General features: G+C 63.2%; 13 protein-coding genes. 8 read left to right on the top strand and 5 right to left on the bottom strand.

Going from position 1 to position 16,954, the window contains the following annotated elements:
- Positions 1 to 113 precede the first annotated feature (113 nt).
- The 3 genes from BLW71_RS34345 to BLW71_RS34335 all read left to right on the top strand — a co-directional run bounded on the left by BLW71_RS34345 (position 114) and on the right by BLW71_RS34335 (position 4,578).
- The gene (locus tag BLW71_RS34345) at positions 114 to 3,293 is read left to right on the top strand and encodes an EAL domain-containing protein (RefSeq protein ID WP_091807611.1); all 3,180 of its coding nucleotides are present in this window, start codon (positions 114 to 116) and stop codon (positions 3,291 to 3,293) included.
- A 189-nt stretch (positions 3,294 to 3,482) separates the two neighbouring features.
- Complete coding sequence (locus BLW71_RS34340) at positions 3,483 to 3,761, top strand: DUF1488 family protein (RefSeq protein WP_091809223.1); 279 nt, start codon at positions 3,483 to 3,485, stop codon at positions 3,759 to 3,761.
- Between the two features lie 25 nt (positions 3,762 to 3,786).
- Positions 3,787 to 4,578 (top strand): phosphate/phosphite/phosphonate ABC transporter substrate-binding protein, encoded by a 792-nt coding sequence (locus tag BLW71_RS34335; RefSeq protein WP_091807609.1) that lies wholly within the window; start codon positions 3,787 to 3,789, stop codon positions 4,576 to 4,578.
- 9 nt (positions 4,579 to 4,587) lie between these two features.
- Here BLW71_RS34335 and BLW71_RS34330 read toward each other — a convergent pair whose 3' ends face one another.
- From BLW71_RS34330 to BLW71_RS34315, 4 genes are all read right to left on the bottom strand, one after another.
- Positions 4,588 to 6,633 (bottom strand): acetyl/propionyl/methylcrotonyl-CoA carboxylase subunit alpha, encoded by a 2,046-nt coding sequence (locus tag BLW71_RS34330; RefSeq protein ID WP_091807606.1) that lies wholly within the window; start codon positions 6,631 to 6,633, stop codon positions 4,588 to 4,590.
- 80 nt (positions 6,634 to 6,713) lie between these two features.
- Positions 6,714 to 7,499, bottom strand: coding sequence for an enoyl-CoA hydratase/isomerase family protein (locus BLW71_RS34325; RefSeq protein WP_091807603.1), 786 nt, complete (start codon positions 7,497 to 7,499; stop codon positions 6,714 to 6,716).
- A gap of 31 nt (positions 7,500 to 7,530) precedes the next feature.
- Positions 7,531 to 9,138, bottom strand: coding sequence for a carboxyl transferase domain-containing protein (locus BLW71_RS34320; protein ID WP_091807600.1), 1,608 nt, complete (start codon positions 9,136 to 9,138; stop codon positions 7,531 to 7,533).
- A gap of 14 nt (positions 9,139 to 9,152) precedes the next feature.
- Entirely contained in the window at positions 9,153 to 10,334 is a 1,182-nt protein-coding gene (locus tag BLW71_RS34315) for an isovaleryl-CoA dehydrogenase (RefSeq protein WP_091807598.1), read from the bottom strand.
- A 294-nt stretch (positions 10,335 to 10,628) separates the two neighbouring features.
- Here BLW71_RS34315 and BLW71_RS34310 point away from each other — a divergent pair, with 294 nt between their 5' ends.
- From BLW71_RS34310 to BLW71_RS34300, 3 genes are all read left to right on the top strand, one after another.
- Positions 10,629 to 11,375, top strand: coding sequence for a TetR/AcrR family transcriptional regulator (locus tag BLW71_RS34310; RefSeq protein WP_091807595.1), 747 nt, complete (start codon positions 10,629 to 10,631; stop codon positions 11,373 to 11,375).
- Positions 11,376 to 11,468: 93 nt separating this feature from the next.
- Positions 11,469 to 12,308 carry a DUF72 domain-containing protein gene (locus BLW71_RS34305; protein ID WP_091807593.1) on the top strand — a complete coding sequence of 280 codons (840 nt, stop codon included), beginning with the start codon at positions 11,469 to 11,471 and terminating at the stop codon, positions 12,306 to 12,308.
- Positions 12,309 to 12,438: 130 nt separating this feature from the next.
- Positions 12,439 to 13,557: a 3-deoxy-7-phosphoheptulonate synthase gene (locus BLW71_RS34300; RefSeq protein WP_091807591.1), complete on the top strand. Its 1,119-nt coding sequence runs from the start codon at positions 12,439 to 12,441 to the stop codon at positions 13,555 to 13,557.
- Between the two features lie 217 nt (positions 13,558 to 13,774).
- On the opposite strand, the gene BLW71_RS34295 is transcribed toward BLW71_RS34300, so the two are convergent.
- The gene (locus BLW71_RS34295; protein ID WP_006049832.1) at positions 13,775 to 14,053 is read right to left on the bottom strand and encodes an HU family DNA-binding protein; all 279 of its coding nucleotides are present in this window, start codon (positions 14,051 to 14,053) and stop codon (positions 13,775 to 13,777) included.
- A 350-nt stretch (positions 14,054 to 14,403) separates the two neighbouring features.
- Here BLW71_RS34295 and BLW71_RS34290 point away from each other — a divergent pair, with 350 nt between their 5' ends.
- A complete protein-coding gene (locus BLW71_RS34290; RefSeq protein ID WP_091807589.1) occupies positions 14,404 to 14,787 on the top strand; it encodes a hypothetical protein in 384 nt (127 codons plus the stop codon).
- A 186-nt stretch (positions 14,788 to 14,973) separates the two neighbouring features.
- A complete protein-coding gene (locus tag BLW71_RS34285; RefSeq protein WP_091807587.1) occupies positions 14,974 to 16,950 on the top strand; it encodes a putative bifunctional diguanylate cyclase/phosphodiesterase in 1,977 nt (658 codons plus the stop codon).
- The last annotated feature ends 4 nt before the right edge of the window (positions 16,951 to 16,954 follow it).

Below are 16,954 nucleotides of genomic sequence, written 5' to 3'. Positions count from 1 at the left end.
TTTTCCGCCTTCGGACCTGACCCGGGTCCGGCGCTCCCCGCATGGAGAAACGCAGTGAAACGTCTGGCTTATGGCGCACGCGGTGAAAGCTTCGCGGTCGAGCGGCAGCGCCTATGAAACGCAATCTGTTCTTCCGGTTTCTCGCGCGCCTTCGCGTCGGCCGCAAGCTGCTGCTGATCTATCTGCTCGACCTGAGCGCGGTGCTGTACATCAGCGGCATTCTGATCCACGAGAAATACATCGCGATCGACTTCTCCGACAAGGAGCTGGTCGGCAACGCCTACGTCGCGGCCGTACACGACGCGCTCATCGACTTCGCGCTCGCGGGGGCCGGGCAGCCGCGAACGGCGGCCCAGTTGCAACGCACGGCGGACGGGCTCGCCGACGCGGAGCGCCGCTATGGCGCGAACATGCAAAGCGCGGAACTCAATGCGCGTGTGCTCGCGGCGCTGACGGCCAGCGCCGCGCCGCATGCGGGCGCCGCGACAGTGGACGTCGGCCTCGAAGCGACACGCGAGCTGGTCACACGCGTCGGCAACCAGTCGAACCTGATTCTGGACCCGGACCTCGACAGCTACTACTCGATGTCGCTGTCCATCCTGCGCTATCCGGAGCTGCTCGGCGACGTCAACCGGATGGGCCGGCACCTGCACGACGCCGGCGCGCGTCTTCACGCTGCACGGATGAGCCACGACGAGATGCGGACCCGCTACCTCGTACTGGAAGGCCAGCTCGATGCGGTATTGCAGGGACTGCGTTCCGACTATGCGGAGGCCGCGGCCACGAACGGCACGCTGACCACGACGATCGGCCCGCCCCTCACGCGCATGCTCGCCGCGATCGACGCGTATCGGCGTGTGGCCGGCGCCGCCGTCGATGCCGGCTCGGATGACGCCACCCTCGCCGCGCTCGATGCCGCCCAGCAGCGCGTGGTGATGAGCGTGAGCGACGCGTGGAGCGCGACCGGCAACCAGCTCGAACGACTGCTGCACGAGCGCGTGCGCGGCCTCTTTGAGCGCATGTGGCTGCATCTCGGCACAGCGCTATTTCTGCTGTGCGCGATCCTGAGCATGGTGTATTTCGTCGCCCAGCAGATTTCGCGGCCACTGCGCCAGCTCGCGCGCGTGATGGACACGGTGCGGCGCACGGGCGACCATTCGCTGCGCGCCCGCTGGCATAGTCAGGACGAAATCGGCCAGCTGGTGCGCGGTTTCAACGACATGCTCGCGCAACTCGATCGCGAGCGCGACGTGCAGAAGGAACTCGCCGCGACCGCACGCGCGTCGGCCGCCCAGTACGCGCTCGTCGAGGCGACCCCGGTGCCGATGGTCGTCACGTCGATCCCGGGGCACGAGGTGTTGCACGCTAACAAGCCCGCGCTTTACTGGCTGAACGGCTGTACGGTCGACCCGTGGGCCGTCGGCCTCGACTCGGAGGTGCGCGCGCGTTTTTTCCAGCAGCTCTCCGACCGCGAGGCGGTCGACGAATTCGAGGTGCACTGGAAAGCCGCCAAAGAGTCCACATGGGCCATGCTGTCGGCGCGGCGCCTCGACTTCCAGGGGCGCGACGCCGTGCTGACCGCCTTCACGCCGATCAACCAGATCAAACTGATGGAGCAGCGCCTGGAATTGTGGGGCAAGGTGTTCGAGGCGTCCTCGGAAGCGATCCTTATTCTCGATGCGCAACGGCGGCTCGTGACCGCCAACGCGTCGTTCTATCGAGCAACGGGATATCGCGCCGACGACGTGACAGGCAAGGAGCCCGCGTTTCTCTTCGCCTCGCAGGAACATGACGACATTCTCCCGGCCGTGATCGATTCCGTCGACCGCCTGAGCGCATGGCACGGTGAAGCACATGTGCGCCGGCGCGCGGGCAGTGACTATCCGGCGTGGCTGATGGTGAGCGCGGTGCGCGACCGGCGCGCGAACCTGTCGCACTACATCTGCACGCTGATCGATATCACCGACCGCAAGAAGAGCGAGGCGCGCATCCAGTTCCTCGCTGAGCACGACGTGCTGACGGAGCTGCCGAACCGCGAGCTGTTCGTGAAACGCCTCGGCGTGGTGCTCGGCAACGCGCGGCGCACCGGGCAGCGCGTCGCGGTGTTGTTCATCGATCTCGACCGCTTCAAGAACATTAACGATTCACTGGGTCATCACATTGGCGACAGTCTGCTGCGCTCGGTCTCGCGACGCCTGTTGCAAGCCGTGCGCAGCAACGACACAGTGAGCCGGCTCGGCGGCGATGAGTTCACGGTGATCCTGAACGGCGTCAGCAACGCGGCGGACGTGACGCGTACGATCGAGGATCGTCTGCTGCCGCTCGTGCGCCAGCCGCACGAGGTCGGCGGCGTTACGCTGCAGGTGTCGTGCAGTGTCGGCGTGGCGCTGTTCCCCGAGGACGGCGAGGACATCGAGACGCTGATGCAGAACGCCGACGCCGCGATGTACCAGGCGAAGGGTGCGGGGCGCAATCTCGTGAAGTTCTTCGCGCCCGACATCGCCGAACGCACCCGCTACCGGCTGACGCTCGAAGCCTGCCTGCGCACCGCCATTGCGATGCACGAGTTCCGGCTCGAGTACCAGCCGTGCGTCGATGCGCACACGGGCGAACTGCTAGCAGTCGAAGGGCTGCTGCGTTGGAACAGCCCGCAAATCGGCATCGTGTCGCCCGCGCAATTCATTCCGGTCGCGGAAGACACGCGGCTCATCATTCCGATCGGCGCGTGGGTGATCGACGAAGCCTGCCGGCAGATCGCCGAGTGGGACGCGCAAGGCCTGATGCCGCTACGCGTGTCGATCAACCTGTCGGCCATCCAGTTGCGCGATTCGGACCTGATCGGCACGCTCGCGGACAGTCTCGCGCGGCATGGCGTCGAGCCGTCGCGGCTAGAACTCGAGATCACCGAGACCGTGTTGATGGACAACGCGGAAAACTATCTCGCCATGATCAACGCGATCCGCGCGCTCGGAGTCAAACTCGCGCTCGACGATTTCGGCATCGGCTATTCGAGCCTCAGCTATCTGAACCGCTTTCCGCTTGATCGGCTCAAGATCGATCGCGCGTTCGTGCTCGACATGCTCGATGCCCGCGCGGACCTCGCCATCGTCCGCACGATCATCGAACTCGGCCATGAATTGGGTCTGCGGGTGGTCGCCGAGGGTGTCGAGAGCGAGCATCAGGCGCGCATTCTTCGTACGATCGGTTGTGACGAACTGCAGGGCTTTCTGTTTTCGAAGTCGTTGTCGCCGGCCGATTTGTGGTCCTGGACCCATGCGCGCATGGTGGCGTGAGCGGCGCGTCCTGTCGCGGTCGTACGGGTGTTCCCGCAGTAACTCGGGCGCTTGAGGGCCACCGGCGAAGCCGCCGCTCGCCGAAGCGGATAAAGTCGCGGCCATTTCACGGCAAATGCCGGTTTTCCCACATACCGCGAGCTTACGGCTTGTCATCCTGACGACTCAGGCGTGCGGCGGGAGATGGCCATGTCAGTCTATGTGGATGAAGGGTTCAGGCCCTGTGTGACGGAATGCGCGACGGTCGCGTTCCGGGTGTGCTGCGATGATCGCGCGCAGATCTTCGAGGTCAGCGCCGAAGCACTCGTGACCTATTGCGGCGCGGCGAGCAAGCGCAAGCAGGACCTGCTCGTCGCATTCGAGGACGCGCAGCTGGAAATCCTTTCGGTCGCCGCGCAGAAATGGGCGTTCAGACCGTCGGAGCCGGTGCGTCTCGGCCTCGACGAATTCCGAATGGTCAGACATTAAATAGCAGGCATGCCAGAATAGCGTCATGACCTGGATCGCCGCCCTGCCAATGTATAACGTCACACCCGCGCTCGACTTCGAGTGGCGCGAGTGGCTCGCCGACGTGCTGCGCATGGTCAAGCCGGCGTGCCGCATCGTCGAACCGGACGAAGAATTGCACGGCTTCTGGCGGCGCCCCAATCTGCTGATCTCGCAAACCTGCGGCTATCCGTTCATGCATGGCTTGCAGGACCAGGTACAACTGATCGCGACGCCCCGCTTTGACGCGCCGGGCTGCGAGGGCGCGCATTATTCAAGCGTGCTGGTGACGCGCGCGGATGCGCCGTTCGATACATTAGCGGCGTGTCGCGGCGCGCGTGCGGCGTACAACCAGGACGATTCGAATAGCGGCATGAACGTGTTTCGCCACACCGTGGCGCCGCTCGCGCGCGCTGGTCTATTTTTCAGCGCGGTATTGCGAACCGGCTCGCATCTCGGCTCGTTGCGCGCGGTGGCCGAAAATCACGCGGATGTCGCGGCGATCGATTGCGTGACCTTCGCTTTCGTCTGCGACGAAATACCGGAACTGGCCCGTCAGGTGCGCCGGATCGGCACGACAGCGCCCTCGCCGGGCCTGCCTTTGATCGCTTCCGACACGGTACCCACGGCCACCGTGGAAGCACTGCGCGAAGCATTGAACGAGGTACTCGTGATCCAGCCCGAGCGTGCGAAACGCCTGCGTTTGCAGGGGTTTTCCGTGTTGCCGCGCTCGGATTACGACCGCATCGAGCAGCTTGAAAGCGAGGCGCGCGCCGTCGGCTATACGCGCCTCGCCTGAGTTGCGCCCTTACTGCTGCTGCACATCCAGCACCAGAAGCTGCGCGCCGTCGGCAACCTGATCGCCGACTGAATACAGCACCTCCGAAACCGTGCCGGCAGCCGGCGCACCGATGGTGTGCTCCATCTTCATCGCTTCCATCACGATCAGCGGCGTGCCCTTCTCCACCACCGTGCCCGGTTCCACCAGCACCGCGATCACCTTGCCCGGCATCGGCGCGGTCAGACGGCCTTCGCCGCCTTCGGCGTCCGCAGCGTGTGCGAGCAGGTTTTGCCATTCGAACGCGAGCGCTTCGCCGAGGCAAAACACATGGAACGTATCGCCGTCGACGAATACACGGCCCGTTGCCCGCGCATCCCCGATCGTCGCGCGGAATTCATGCGGGCCGCTGCCGTTCGACCAGCTGAAGTCCTCGCGCACGCCGTCGTGTTCGAGCGTTTGCGTGCTGCCGTCGCGCGCGAACGCGACCGTGAACAGGCTTGCGTGATCGCCGCTGCTGTCCATGTCGCGCCAGCCGAGCGTCTGCGTATAACCGCCATTCAGCCGCCAATGCGACAACGCGTCCCACGGCGACGCGCCGTGCGCCGTGCCGCCCTCGCGCGTGAGCAGCGCCGCGCAAGCGAGCGCCAGCGCTTCCTTGTATGGCTTCTTGCACGGCGCGAACAAGGCGTCGTGATGACGCTCGATCAAGCCCGTGTCGAGATCGCCGGTCGCAAACGGCTCGCTAGCCACGATGCTTTGCAGGAACTCGATGTTGGTGTGCGGGCCGACCACCTCGCACGCATGCAGCGCGCGGCTCAGACGCGCGAGCGCCTCTTCACGCGTGGCGCCGTGCACGATCAGCTTCGCAATCATCGGATCGTAGAACGGCGTGATGGTGTCGCCCTCACGCACGCCGCTGTCGATACGCACCGGCGCCTTGCGTCCCGGCTCGCCAAGACCTGCCGCATCGATCGCGAACTCCACGCCTTCCGGCATGCGCAGATGCTTGAGCGTGCCTGTGGACGGCAGGAAACCGCGCGCCGGGTGCTCAGCGTAGATACGCGCTTCGATGGCGTGGCCGTCGATCTTCAACTGTTCCTGCGCGAGCGGCAGCGGCTCGCCGGCGGCGACGCGCAGTTGCCATGCCACGAGGTCCTGGCCGGTGACCATTTCCGTGACCGGATGCTCGACCTGCAGGCGCGTATTCATTTCCATGAAATAGAATTCGCCCGTGCTGGTCATGATGAATTCGACCGTGCCCGCACCGACGTAATTCACCGCGCGCGCGGCGGCCACCGCGGCCTCGCCCATTTCGCGCTTGACTTCAGCGGGCAAGCCGGGCGCGGGCGCTTCTTCCAGCACTTTCTGGTGACGCCGCTGCACCGAGCAATCGCGGTCGAACAGATAGACAGCGCCGCCGTGGCGGTCCGCGAACACCTGCACTTCCACATGGCGCGGCCGCGTCAGATACTTTTCGATCAGCACGCGATCATTGCCGAAGCTGCTCGCGGCTTCCCGCTTGCACGAAGCCAGCGCCGCCGCGAAATCCTCGCTGCGCTCGACCACGCGCATGCCCTTGCCGCCGCCACCGGCGCTGGCTTTGAGCAGCACCGGATAACCGATCGCATCGGCCTCGCGGTGCAGCAGTTGCGGGTCCTGATCGTCGCCGTGATAGCCCGGCACGAGCGGCACGGCGGCCGCGTGCATCAGCGCCTTCGCGGCGGCTTTCGAGCCCATCGCCGCAATCGCCTCGACCGGCGGTCCGATGAACACAATGCCGGCGGCCTCGCACGCATGCGCGAAAGCTTCGTTCTCCGACAGGAAGCCGTAGCCCGGATGCACCGCCTGCGCGCCGGTGGCGCGCGCGGCTTCGATGATGCGTTCGACGCGCAGATAGCTTTCCGCCGCCGTCGAACCGCCGATATGCACCGCCTCGTCACACGCGGCCACGTGCTTCGCATTGGCGTCCGCATCGGAATAGACGGCCACGCTCGCAATGCCGAGCCGCTTGCAGGTCGCGGCGACGCGGCACGCAATCTCGCCCCGGTTGGCAATCAGGATCTTGTTGAACATGAAGTGTCTCGATGAAGTGTGCCGTTTTATCGGGGCTGTTGTTCTGGTCAAGGCGCTGCGCGCGCCCTGGAATGGATGCGTTAGTTACGCCAGGCGGGCGGGCGTTTTTCGAGGAACGACGCCACGCCCTCGCGCCCTTCGGCGCCGGCACGCGTGCGCGCGATGCGCGCCGCCGTGTCTTCGATCATCGCGTCGTTCAACTCGTGGTCCGCGATGTCCTGCACGAGCTGCTTGCACGCGCGCACCGCCTGCGGACCGTTGGCGCAAAGCGTCTCGGCAATCTGCCGCACGGTGGCGTCGAGTCGCTCCACGCTGACGGCTTCACTGACCAGCCCGAGGCGCAACGCCGTCGCACAATCGAACTGCTCGGCGGTGGTGAAATAGCGGCGCGACGCCTGCTCGCCCAGCGCACGAATCACGTACGGCGCGATGGTGGCCGGAATCAGACCGAGGCGCGCTTCCGAAAGGCAAAAGCGCGCGTTTTCAACGGCCACCACGATGTCGCACGCCGAGATCAAACCCATGCCGCCCGCGTACGCGTCGCCGTTCACGCGCGCGATCACCGGCTTGTTGCAGCGATAGATCGACGACAGCATGTTCGCCAGCAACATTGCATCGGCTCGATTCTCGTCGTCCGAGTAACCGGCCATCTTCTTCATCCAGTTCAGATCGGCGCCCGCGCAGAATGCCTTGCCGTTCGCGGCGAGCACCACCGCGCGCACGTCGTCGCGATCGTTGAGCGCCGTGAAGGCCGAGGTCACTTCGGCGATCATCGTTTCGTTGAACGCGTTGCGCACGTCCGGCCGATTCAATGTGACCGTGGCGATCTGTCCGGCGAATTCGACCGTCAGTGTTTCGTATTGCATCGTCGCAGCTCCCGCGCTTTCTCGCGCATCGTCACATTCTGAACACGCCGAAACGCGTGTCTTCGATCGGCGCGTTCATCGCGGCCGACAGGCCGAGACCGAGCACGTCGCGCGTTTGCGCCGGATCGATCACGCCGTCGTCCCACAGGCGCGCGCTGGCATAGTACGGGTGGCCCTGATGTTCGTATTGATCGCGGATCGGCTGCTTGAACGCTTCTTCTTCTTCCGCGCTCCACGCACCGCCCTTGCCTTCAATGCCGTCGCGCTTCACCGTGGCCAGCACCGACGCCGCCTGCTCGCCGCCCATCACCGAGATGCGCGCGTTCGGCCACATCCACAGAAAGCGCGGCGAATACGCGCGGCCGCACATGCCGTAATTGCCCGCACCGAACGAGCCGCCGATGATCACCGTGAACTTCGGCACCTTGGCCGTGGCCACCGCCGTCACCATCTTCGCGCCGTTGCGCGCAATGCCTTCGTTTTCGTATTTGCGGCCCACCATGAAGCCGGTGATGTTCTGCAGGAACACCAGCGGAATCTTGCGCTGGCAGCACAACTCGATGAAGTGCGCGCCCTTGAGCGCGGACTCCGAAAACAGAATGCCGTTATTCGCGATGATGCCGACCGGATGTCCCCAGATATGCGCGAAACCGCACACGAGCGTGGTGCCGTAGCGTGCCTTGAATTCGTCGAACGCGGAGTCGTCGACGATACGCGCGATCACCTCGCGAATGTCGAACGGCTTGCGCGTATCCACGGGAATCACGCCGTACATGCTCTTTACGTCGTAGCGCGGCGGCTTCGGCTCCTGCAACGCAACCGGCACCTGCTTGCTGCGATTCAGATTGCCGACGATACTGCGCGCAATCCCGAGCGCATGCGCGTCGTTTTGCGCGAGATGATCGACCACGCCCGACAGACGCGTATGCACATCGCCGCCGCCGAGATCTTCCGCGCTGACCACTTCGCCGGTGGCCGCTTTCACGAGCGGCGGACCGCCCAGAAAAATCGTCCCCTGATTCTTGACGATGATCGACTCGTCGCTCATGGCCGGCACATACGCACCGCCCGCGGTACAAGACCCCATCACGACGGCGATCTGCGGAATGCCCGCGGCGGACAGATTCGCCTGGTTGTAGAAGATGCGGCCGAAATGATCGCGGTCCGGAAACACGTCGTCCTGGTTCGGCAGATTCGCGCCGCCCGAGTCGACCAGATACACACAGGGCAAATGATTTTCAGCGGCGATTTCCTGCGCCCGCACGTGCTTTTTGACGGTGACGGGATAGTAGGTACCACCCTTGACCGTCGCATCGTTGCAGACGATCACGCACTCCTGCCCCGCGATCCGGCCAATCCCGGTGATGACACCCGCGCCGGGCGCATCGTTGTGATACATGCCGTAAGCCGCGAGTTGCGAGAACTCGAGAAACGGCGTACCCGGATCGAGCAGTTGCGCGATGCGATCGCGCGGCAGCAGTTTGCCGCGGCCCGTGTGTTTGTCGCGCGCCGCCTGACCACCGCCCAGCGCGAGTTTTTCGACTTTCGCGCGAAGGTCGGCGACCAGCGCTTCGAGCGCTGCCGCATTGGCGCGGAAGTCGTCCGAGCGCGGATTCAGCTTTGATTCGATGATCGGCATGGCGGGCTTCTCCTTCAGACCGTCTCGGCGAACAGTTCGCGGCCGATCAGCATGCGACGGATTTCGCTCGTGCCCGCGCCGATTTCATAGAGCTTCGCGTCGCGCCACAAACGGCCGACCGGATACTCGTTGATATAGCCGTTACCGCCGAGAATCTGGATCGCCTCGCCCGCCATCCACGTGGCTTTTTCCGCGGTGTAGAGGATCACGCCCGCGCAGTCTTTGCGCACCTGGCGCACATGTTCCTTGCCGAGCGTATCGAGCTGGCGGCCCACTGCGTAGAGATAGGCTCGACATGCCTGCAACGTGGTGTAGAGATCGGCCACCTTGCCTTGAATGAGCTGGAATTCGCCGATCGGCTGACCGAACTGCTTGCGGTCGTGAATGTACGGCACGACCGCGTCCATGACCGCGACCATGATGCCCGTCGGGCCGCCCGCGAGCACGGCGCGTTCGTAGTCGAGGCCGCTCATCAGCACCTTAGCACCGCCGTTTAGCTGGCCGAGAATGTTTTCCTCCGGCACTTCCACGTCCTGGAACACCAGTTCGCCGGTATGCGAGCCGCGCATGCCGAGCTTGTCGAGTTTCTGCGCCACCGAGAAACCCTTCATGCCCTTCTCGACGATAAACGCGGTAATACCGCGCGAATTCGCTTCGGGATCGGTTTTGGCGTAGACGACCAGCGTGTCGCAATCCGGGCCGTTGGTGATCCACATTTTCGTGCCGTTGAGCACGTAGTGATCGCCCTTCTTCTCGGCGCGCAGCTTCATGCTGACGACGTCCGACCCCGCGTTCGGCTCGCTCATGGCAAGCGCGCCGATGTGTTCGCCGGACACCAGCTTGGGCAAGTACTTCTGCTTCTGCGCTTCCGTGCCGTTGCGATGAATCTGGTTGACGCACAGATTCGAATGCGCGCCGTACGAGAGACCGACCGAAGCCGACGCGCGCGAGATCTCCTCCATGGCGATCATATGCGCCGTGTAGCCCATGTTCGCGCCGCCGTACTCCTCCGAGACCGTCATGCCGAGCACGCCAAGATCGCCGAACTTGCGCCACAGGTCCATGGGAAACTGATCCGTGCGATCGATTTCCGCGGCACGCGGGGCGATTTCTTTGGCAGCGAATCCCGCGATGCTGTCGCGCAGCATTTCGATTTCTTCGCCGAGCGGGAATTGCAAACCGGGCAGGTTGCTCATTGCTGTGTCTCCAGGAGTTCGTTGGCGGCCGGCCTTGGGGCGGCGGCTGGTCCGGATGCGGCTCAGCGGACGGTGGCGGACCGGTGGACCCGCCTTTATCGTCCCGCACGAAGCGCAACGTTCAAGCCGCATTTCACGCCAGATTTACGTAAGCGTCAATAGATATTTTTGAGTATCACTCAGAAAACGGCCGAACCCTCTACAAGGCTGAAATGGCGTGGTAGCATCGGCGTCACGGGGTCAATCGGCAGGCTTTCACGCCGAATTCGACCAACAAATCTGAACTGGACTCATATGACGGTTGCCACGAAGGCCGAGTTACCCGCCTCGCGCCGCCAGCCGGCCGGGCGCAAGTCGCAGCAACGCGTGAAGGAGATCCTTCAGGCGGGGCGCGACGTGTTCTCCGAAAAGGGCTACGAGCGCGCGACAACGGCCGAGATCGCACAGCGCCTGGGCATTTCCGAGGCGACCGTGTTCAGCTATTTCCGCGGCAAACGCGAGTTGTGCGCCCGGGTGATCGGCGACTGGTACGACGAGATCATCGAAGCGATCGAATCCGGCTTGCCGCGCGACGGCAATGTGCGCCAGCAGTTCGCGTTCATTGTTCGCACGCACTTGCGGTTGATGCTCGTAAACGGCACCGATCTGTGCGCGCTGGTGTTGTCCGAAGGACGGGCCCGCCACCATGAATTGAGCGAGGCGCTCACCGAGTTGCAGCGCCGCTATACCGCACCGTTGATGCGCGTGCTCGCGCAAGGTCAGGAGAGCGGCCAGATTCGCGCCGACATGCCCTTGCGCTTGCTGCGCTCGATGGTGTTCGGCCCAATGGAGCACGTGCTGTGGGACGCCACGCTCGCGAACCGGCACATCGATATCGATGCGACCGCGGACCGGCTCATCGACGTGTTGTGGGCCGCGCTCACGCCGCCCGACCTGGCGGTGAACGCGTTGCAGCAGTTCAGGGCGGAAGTGGCGGAAGCGAACCGGCGGTTCGAAGAGGCCGCGCGTCAAGCGGCAGACGCGTCGCGAAGCGGCGAATAGCAGGCGCGCTTCCGGTTCTCCGGACTTACGCGTTATTTGGCGAAAAAGCGGCTAATCTACTGCTTCCCCTGCGAAGCCAGATGGAGAGCCCAAGTGCCGAAAGAACCCGCCGTAAAAACCACAAAAACCGCGAAGGCCACCAAAACGACGAACATCCGCATCGGTATAGGCGGCTGGACCTATGCGCCCTGGCGCGGCACCTTCTACCCCGACGACCTCACGCAAAGCCGCGAACTCGAATACGCGAGCAGGAATCTCACATCGATTGAAATCAACGGCACGTTTTACGGTTTGCAGAAACCGGCGAGCTATGAGAAGTGGTATCAGGAAACGCCGGACGATTTCGTCTTTTCACTGAAAGCGCCGCGTTATGCGACCAACCGAAAAGTCCTCGCGGACGCGGGTGAAACCATCGAACGCTTTTTCGGCAGCGGTGTGCTGCTGCTCAAACAGAAACTCGGCCCGATCAACTGGCAATTCGCAACCACCAAAAAATTCGATAAGGAAGATTTCGAAGCCTTTCTGAAACTACTGCCCGCCAGCATCGAAGGCCAGAAGCTCAGGCATGCGATCGAAGTGCGCAACGACACCTTCAAGACGCCGGAATTCGTCGCGCTCGCACGCAAACACAAAGTCGCCATCGTCCTCGCTGGCGACAGCGAATACCCGCAGATCGCCGACATCACCGCGCCCTTCGTCTACGCGCGCATCATGGGCACAACGGACAAACAGGCCAACGGTTATTCGACCAAAGCGTTGGAAGCATGGGCGGAACGCGCGCGGCAACTGGCAGCGGGCGCGACACCGGACGATCTGGAAACCTCGGCGAAAGCACCCGCAAAAACAGGCGCACGCGATGTCTACCTCTACGTGATCAGCGGCTTCAAGGAGCGCAATCCGGCCGCCGCCATGGCCTTGATCAAACGCCTTTGACGCGTGCCGTCCCGGCCGCAGCACGCGAGTGTCATAATCCCGGCAGCGAAGACAGCCAGCATCGACGCACCCACACTCACGCAGTCAGGCCGCGAGGCCGCCTCATCATCACAAGGTCCGGGAGAACATTTTGAGCGCCATCGACAATCCTTTGCACGATCAGGAAGTCGGCTCAGCCGACGCCACCCAGGACACCACGCGCATCGACGACGTTCGGATCGGCGCGGTACGTCCGTTGATTTCCCCTGCCCTGTTGCAGGACGAATTGCCCACGCCGCCTTCGGTGCAGACGCTGGTCGAGAAGACCCGCGCGGAAATCGCCGACATTCTGCATGGCCGTGACGACCGGCTCGTGATGATCGTCGGACCGTGTTCGATTCACGACCACGACCAGGCGATCGAATACGCGCGCAAGCTGAAGGCCGCCGCCGACACCTACAAGAACGATCTCCTGATCGTGATGCGGGTCTACTTCGAGAAGCCGCGCACTACCGTCGGCTGGAAAGGTTATATCAACGACCCGCGGCTCGACGGCAGTTTCCGCATCAATGAAGGTCTGCGTCTTGCACGGCAACTGCTGCTCGACATCAACGGCCTCGGCTTGTCCACGGCCACCGAATTTCTCGACCTGCTCAGCCCGCAATACATCGCCGATCTCGTCGCCTGGGGCGCGATCGGCGCGCGCACGACGGAGAGCCAGAGCCATCGTCAACTGGCTTCGGGACTGAGCTGCCCGATCGGCTTCAAGAATGGCACGGACGGTGGCGTACAGGTCGCCGCGGACGCGATCGTCGCCGCGCGCGCGAGCCACGCGTTCATGGGCATGACGAAAATGGGCATGGCCGCGATCTTCGAAACGCGCGGCAACGACGACGCGCACGTGATCCTGCGCGGCGGCAAGAAAGGGCCGAACTACGACAGCGCGTCGGTGGAAGCCACCTGTGCGGCGCTCAAATCAGCGGGGCTGCGCGAGCAGGTCATGATCGACTGTTCGCATGCGAACTCGGGCAAATCGCATCTGCGTCAGCTGGAGGTCGTGCAGGATATCGCGCAGCAATTGTCGCAGCGCGAGCGCCGCATTATCGGCGTCATGCTGGAAAGTCATCTGGAAGAAGGCCGCCAGGATCTGAAGCCCGGTGTGCCGTTGCGTCGCGGTGTATCCATTACGGATGCCTGCGTCAGTTGGGCGCAGACCGAGCCGGCGCTCGAGACGCTCGCCGAGGCCACCCGCAAACGCCGCGCGGGCTGAGTGCGCCGGGGCGCAGGCGCTGCTTCGAGCACGCCCTGCGTCGAACACCCCTGCGGAAAGTCCCGTTGGGGGTCGGCTCAAAAACACACGCGCCGCACCATCCGCCGGTTGATCCATCTGACCGGGGTTGGGCAGCGCGTGATTCCTCACACCCGATGCATCGCCCGCCGCGCGCCACGGCAGCGCGCGTGGATGCTCCGGCGTGAAGCGCGTTGCATTACGACGCGTTGACGGCTTCCTTGAACGCCTTGCCAGCGGTGAACTTCACCGTCTTGGCAGCCGCGATCTGGATCTCTGCACCGGTCGACGGATTGCGGCCGACGCGTGCTGCGCGCGCGCCAGTCGAGAAAGAACCGAAACCGACCAGTTGCACCGTATCGCCACCCACCACGGCCTTGGTCACCGCTTCGACGATCGCGTCGATGGTTTGGCCGGTGGCCGCTTTGCTTTCGCCCGTCGCTGCGGCGACTGCATCAATCAGTTCCTGTTTGTTCATAGCACTTCCCGTATGGTAATCATGGAACCGGCGCCACGTCTGTCGCGCCGGGACCGACACACTAACGCATAGGCGCCGGTTCGCGCAAACCTTGGGTGTAAGGCTTGTATCACCCGCCCACAGGGAATTTGACGATTTTTTCCTGCAAAGTGCCATAAGAATCGCACGCTTAGGCATTTATCGCGCTCCATGCGTATTCTCCCGCTATCACAATCCGTTGCAATTTCAGTGATTTAGCGCTGCGCAAACCTTGGCCGGCGGCCTTTTTTACTATGTTATGGTGGATTAGAGAGTTTCTAAAATTGTCAGGACGAGAGGTCCGCAATCAAGAATCCGGGAGGAATAAAAAAATGAAATTTCGCCATATTGCAACATGTGCGCTCCTCGCTGTGACCTCGTGCGCAGCCTTCGCAGCCGACGACAAGGCCTGCGCCACCCTGGTCGGCGCGGCACATTCCGGGTCGCCGCAGAGCTTTCAGGTGCGTGACGGCGAACCCGTCGACCTGGTGAGCCATGCCGGAACCGTCCACGGCAAGCTGCTGGTTTTCGGCGATGGCGGCACTTTCCGGGCTTATTGGCAACCCGAAAACAGCCCCGAAAAATATGTGCTGGCAAATGCCGGCGTGAATGCCGTACGTCTCGTCTCCACCCCGCCGCAAGGCACGCAGGCTCAAAACGGCCAACCGGGCACAACCCTGGAGCCTCAGCGTGTACTTTCGTGTCCTGCACTTTGATACGCGAACCTGTCATTTGCGCCACCTCGATTCGGCATAAATGACGGATCGCGCAGCGTTTTACGGTCGAACTTACCGCTCGTTCGCACCGGGATTCGATTTCGTTCAAGGTGTCCTTAAGATCCCACCTGTCCTGCCGATATACCAAGCTGCGAGTGCAGCGCAAACGTTTAAAAAAGGACGGGAATGGTTCTGCTAACCCAATTCAGGGATGCGCTGTCTGTCGCTAAACGCGACCCCGAACTCGTGCGCTCGCAGCTCGAGGCATTTGGCCACCAGGTCCCGCTTCTCTACTTCATTCTGCTGGTCAACACGACGACGGTCGCCATTACGCATATAAGTTGCGCGCCTGCGTGGTTGGCGATCTACTTTCCAGCGGCGCTGTGCGCCATGTGTGTGGTCCGATGCATACGATGGTGGCAACTCCGGCACCGCGTTCTGACCGACGACAGAGCGGTGTCCGAACTGCGCAAGCTCACCTGGCTGGCCGGCCTCTTCGCCGTTGCGTTCAGCAGCTGGTCGTTGCTCCTGTTTCCCTACGGCACCGCCTACGAACAGACGCAAGTCGCGTTTTACATGGCGACCACGGTAGTCGGCTGCGTGTTCTGCCTGATGCACCTGCGCGCGGCGTCCATGTTGCTGCTGTCGATCGTCATCCTAAGCTTTTCCACCTTTCTGGTCTTTACCGGCTATCCGGTTTTCATCGCAATGGCTGTCGATATGACACTGGTGGGCGTCGCGCTCGTCTTTATCATTCAACTGTATTGCCGGACTTTTGCCGATGTGGTGCACGCACAGCGCGAGTTGCAGGCGAGCCAGCAGAAAACGCAGCGCCTGAGCGACGACAACTTCCGGCTCGCGAGCATCGACAGCCTGACCGACCTGCCCAACCGGCGCAGTTTCTTCGCCTCGCTGCGCGCGTTGTCCGAGCACGCGCTCGGCAGCGGCGGCGGATTCAATGTCGGCCTGATCGATCTTGACGGCTTCAAACAGGTCAACGACATCTACGGCCACGCCAGCGGCGATCTCGTCTTGCAGGAAGTCGGCGCACGCCTGTTGTCGCTCGCCGAGCCCGGCATTTTCTTCGCGTGCCTCGGCGGCGATGAGTTCGGCGTGCTCGCACAGCACAAACTGGCGAACGCGACGCTCGTCGAATTGGGCGAGCGTATTTGCGGGGCGCTCAGTCAGCCCTACCGGGTCGCCGGCAACGTTGCCGAACTGTCGGGCACCATCGGCTGGGCCGCGTTCCCCGAAGCCGGCACGACGGTCGCGCAAGTGTTCGAACGCGCCGACGCGGCGCTATACGCGGGCAAGGAAAGCCGGCGCGGCACGCCGGTCATTTTCTCGACCGAACATGAAACGCGCATCCGCCGCTCGAGCCTCGTCACCCAGGAGCTTCGCCATGCGGATCTCGAGTCGGAACTGTTCCTGGAGTTTCAGCCGATCTACGACGTGCTCACGCAGCGCACCATCGGCATGGAAGCGCTCGGCCGCTGGCATAACGCACGGCTCGGCGCCGTCAGGCCGGAAGAATTCATTCGGATTGCCGAGCGTACCGAACTGATTCTACGCATCACGGAAGTGCTGCTGCACAAAGCACTCGACGAAGTGGCGCGCTGGCCGTCGGAGCTCTACCTGTCGTTCAATCTGTCGGCGATCGATATCTGCACGTCGGCACGCGCCCGCCGTCTGATCGATATCGTCATGGCAAGCGGCGTGCCGCCGCATCGCGTGTCGTTCGAAATCACCGAAACCGCGGTGACGCGTGATTTCGAACAGGCCCGTTGTTCGCTCACCATGATCAAGAAAGCCGGCTGCCGGGTATCGCTCGACGATTTCGGCACCGGCTATTCAAGCCTTAGCTACGTGCATCGCCTGCCCTTCGATACGATCAAGATCGACCGCAGTTTCATGACGGACGTGGATTCCAACAGCGCATCGAAAAAGATCGTCAAGTCGGTGCTCGACCTGTGCGGGAACCTCGGCCTCGAATGCGTCGTGGAGGGACTCGAGACGGTGTCGCAAGTCGAGGTCGTCAAAGCACTCGGCGCTCGCGCGGTGCAGGGTTATCTGTTCAGCCGGCCGATGCGGGCGAGCGCCATTGCCGCGTATTTGCAGGCGCCGCGTGGGCACGACCATGCCGTGCAAATGCTGGAGCAATAGAGCC

Source organism: Burkholderia sp. WP9, from assembly GCF_900104795.1.
Lineage (GTDB): Bacteria > Pseudomonadota > Gammaproteobacteria > Burkholderiales > Burkholderiaceae > Paraburkholderia.
The sequence above is the reverse complement of the archived record's forward strand: the minus strand, read 5'-3'. Positions and strand labels throughout refer to the sequence as shown.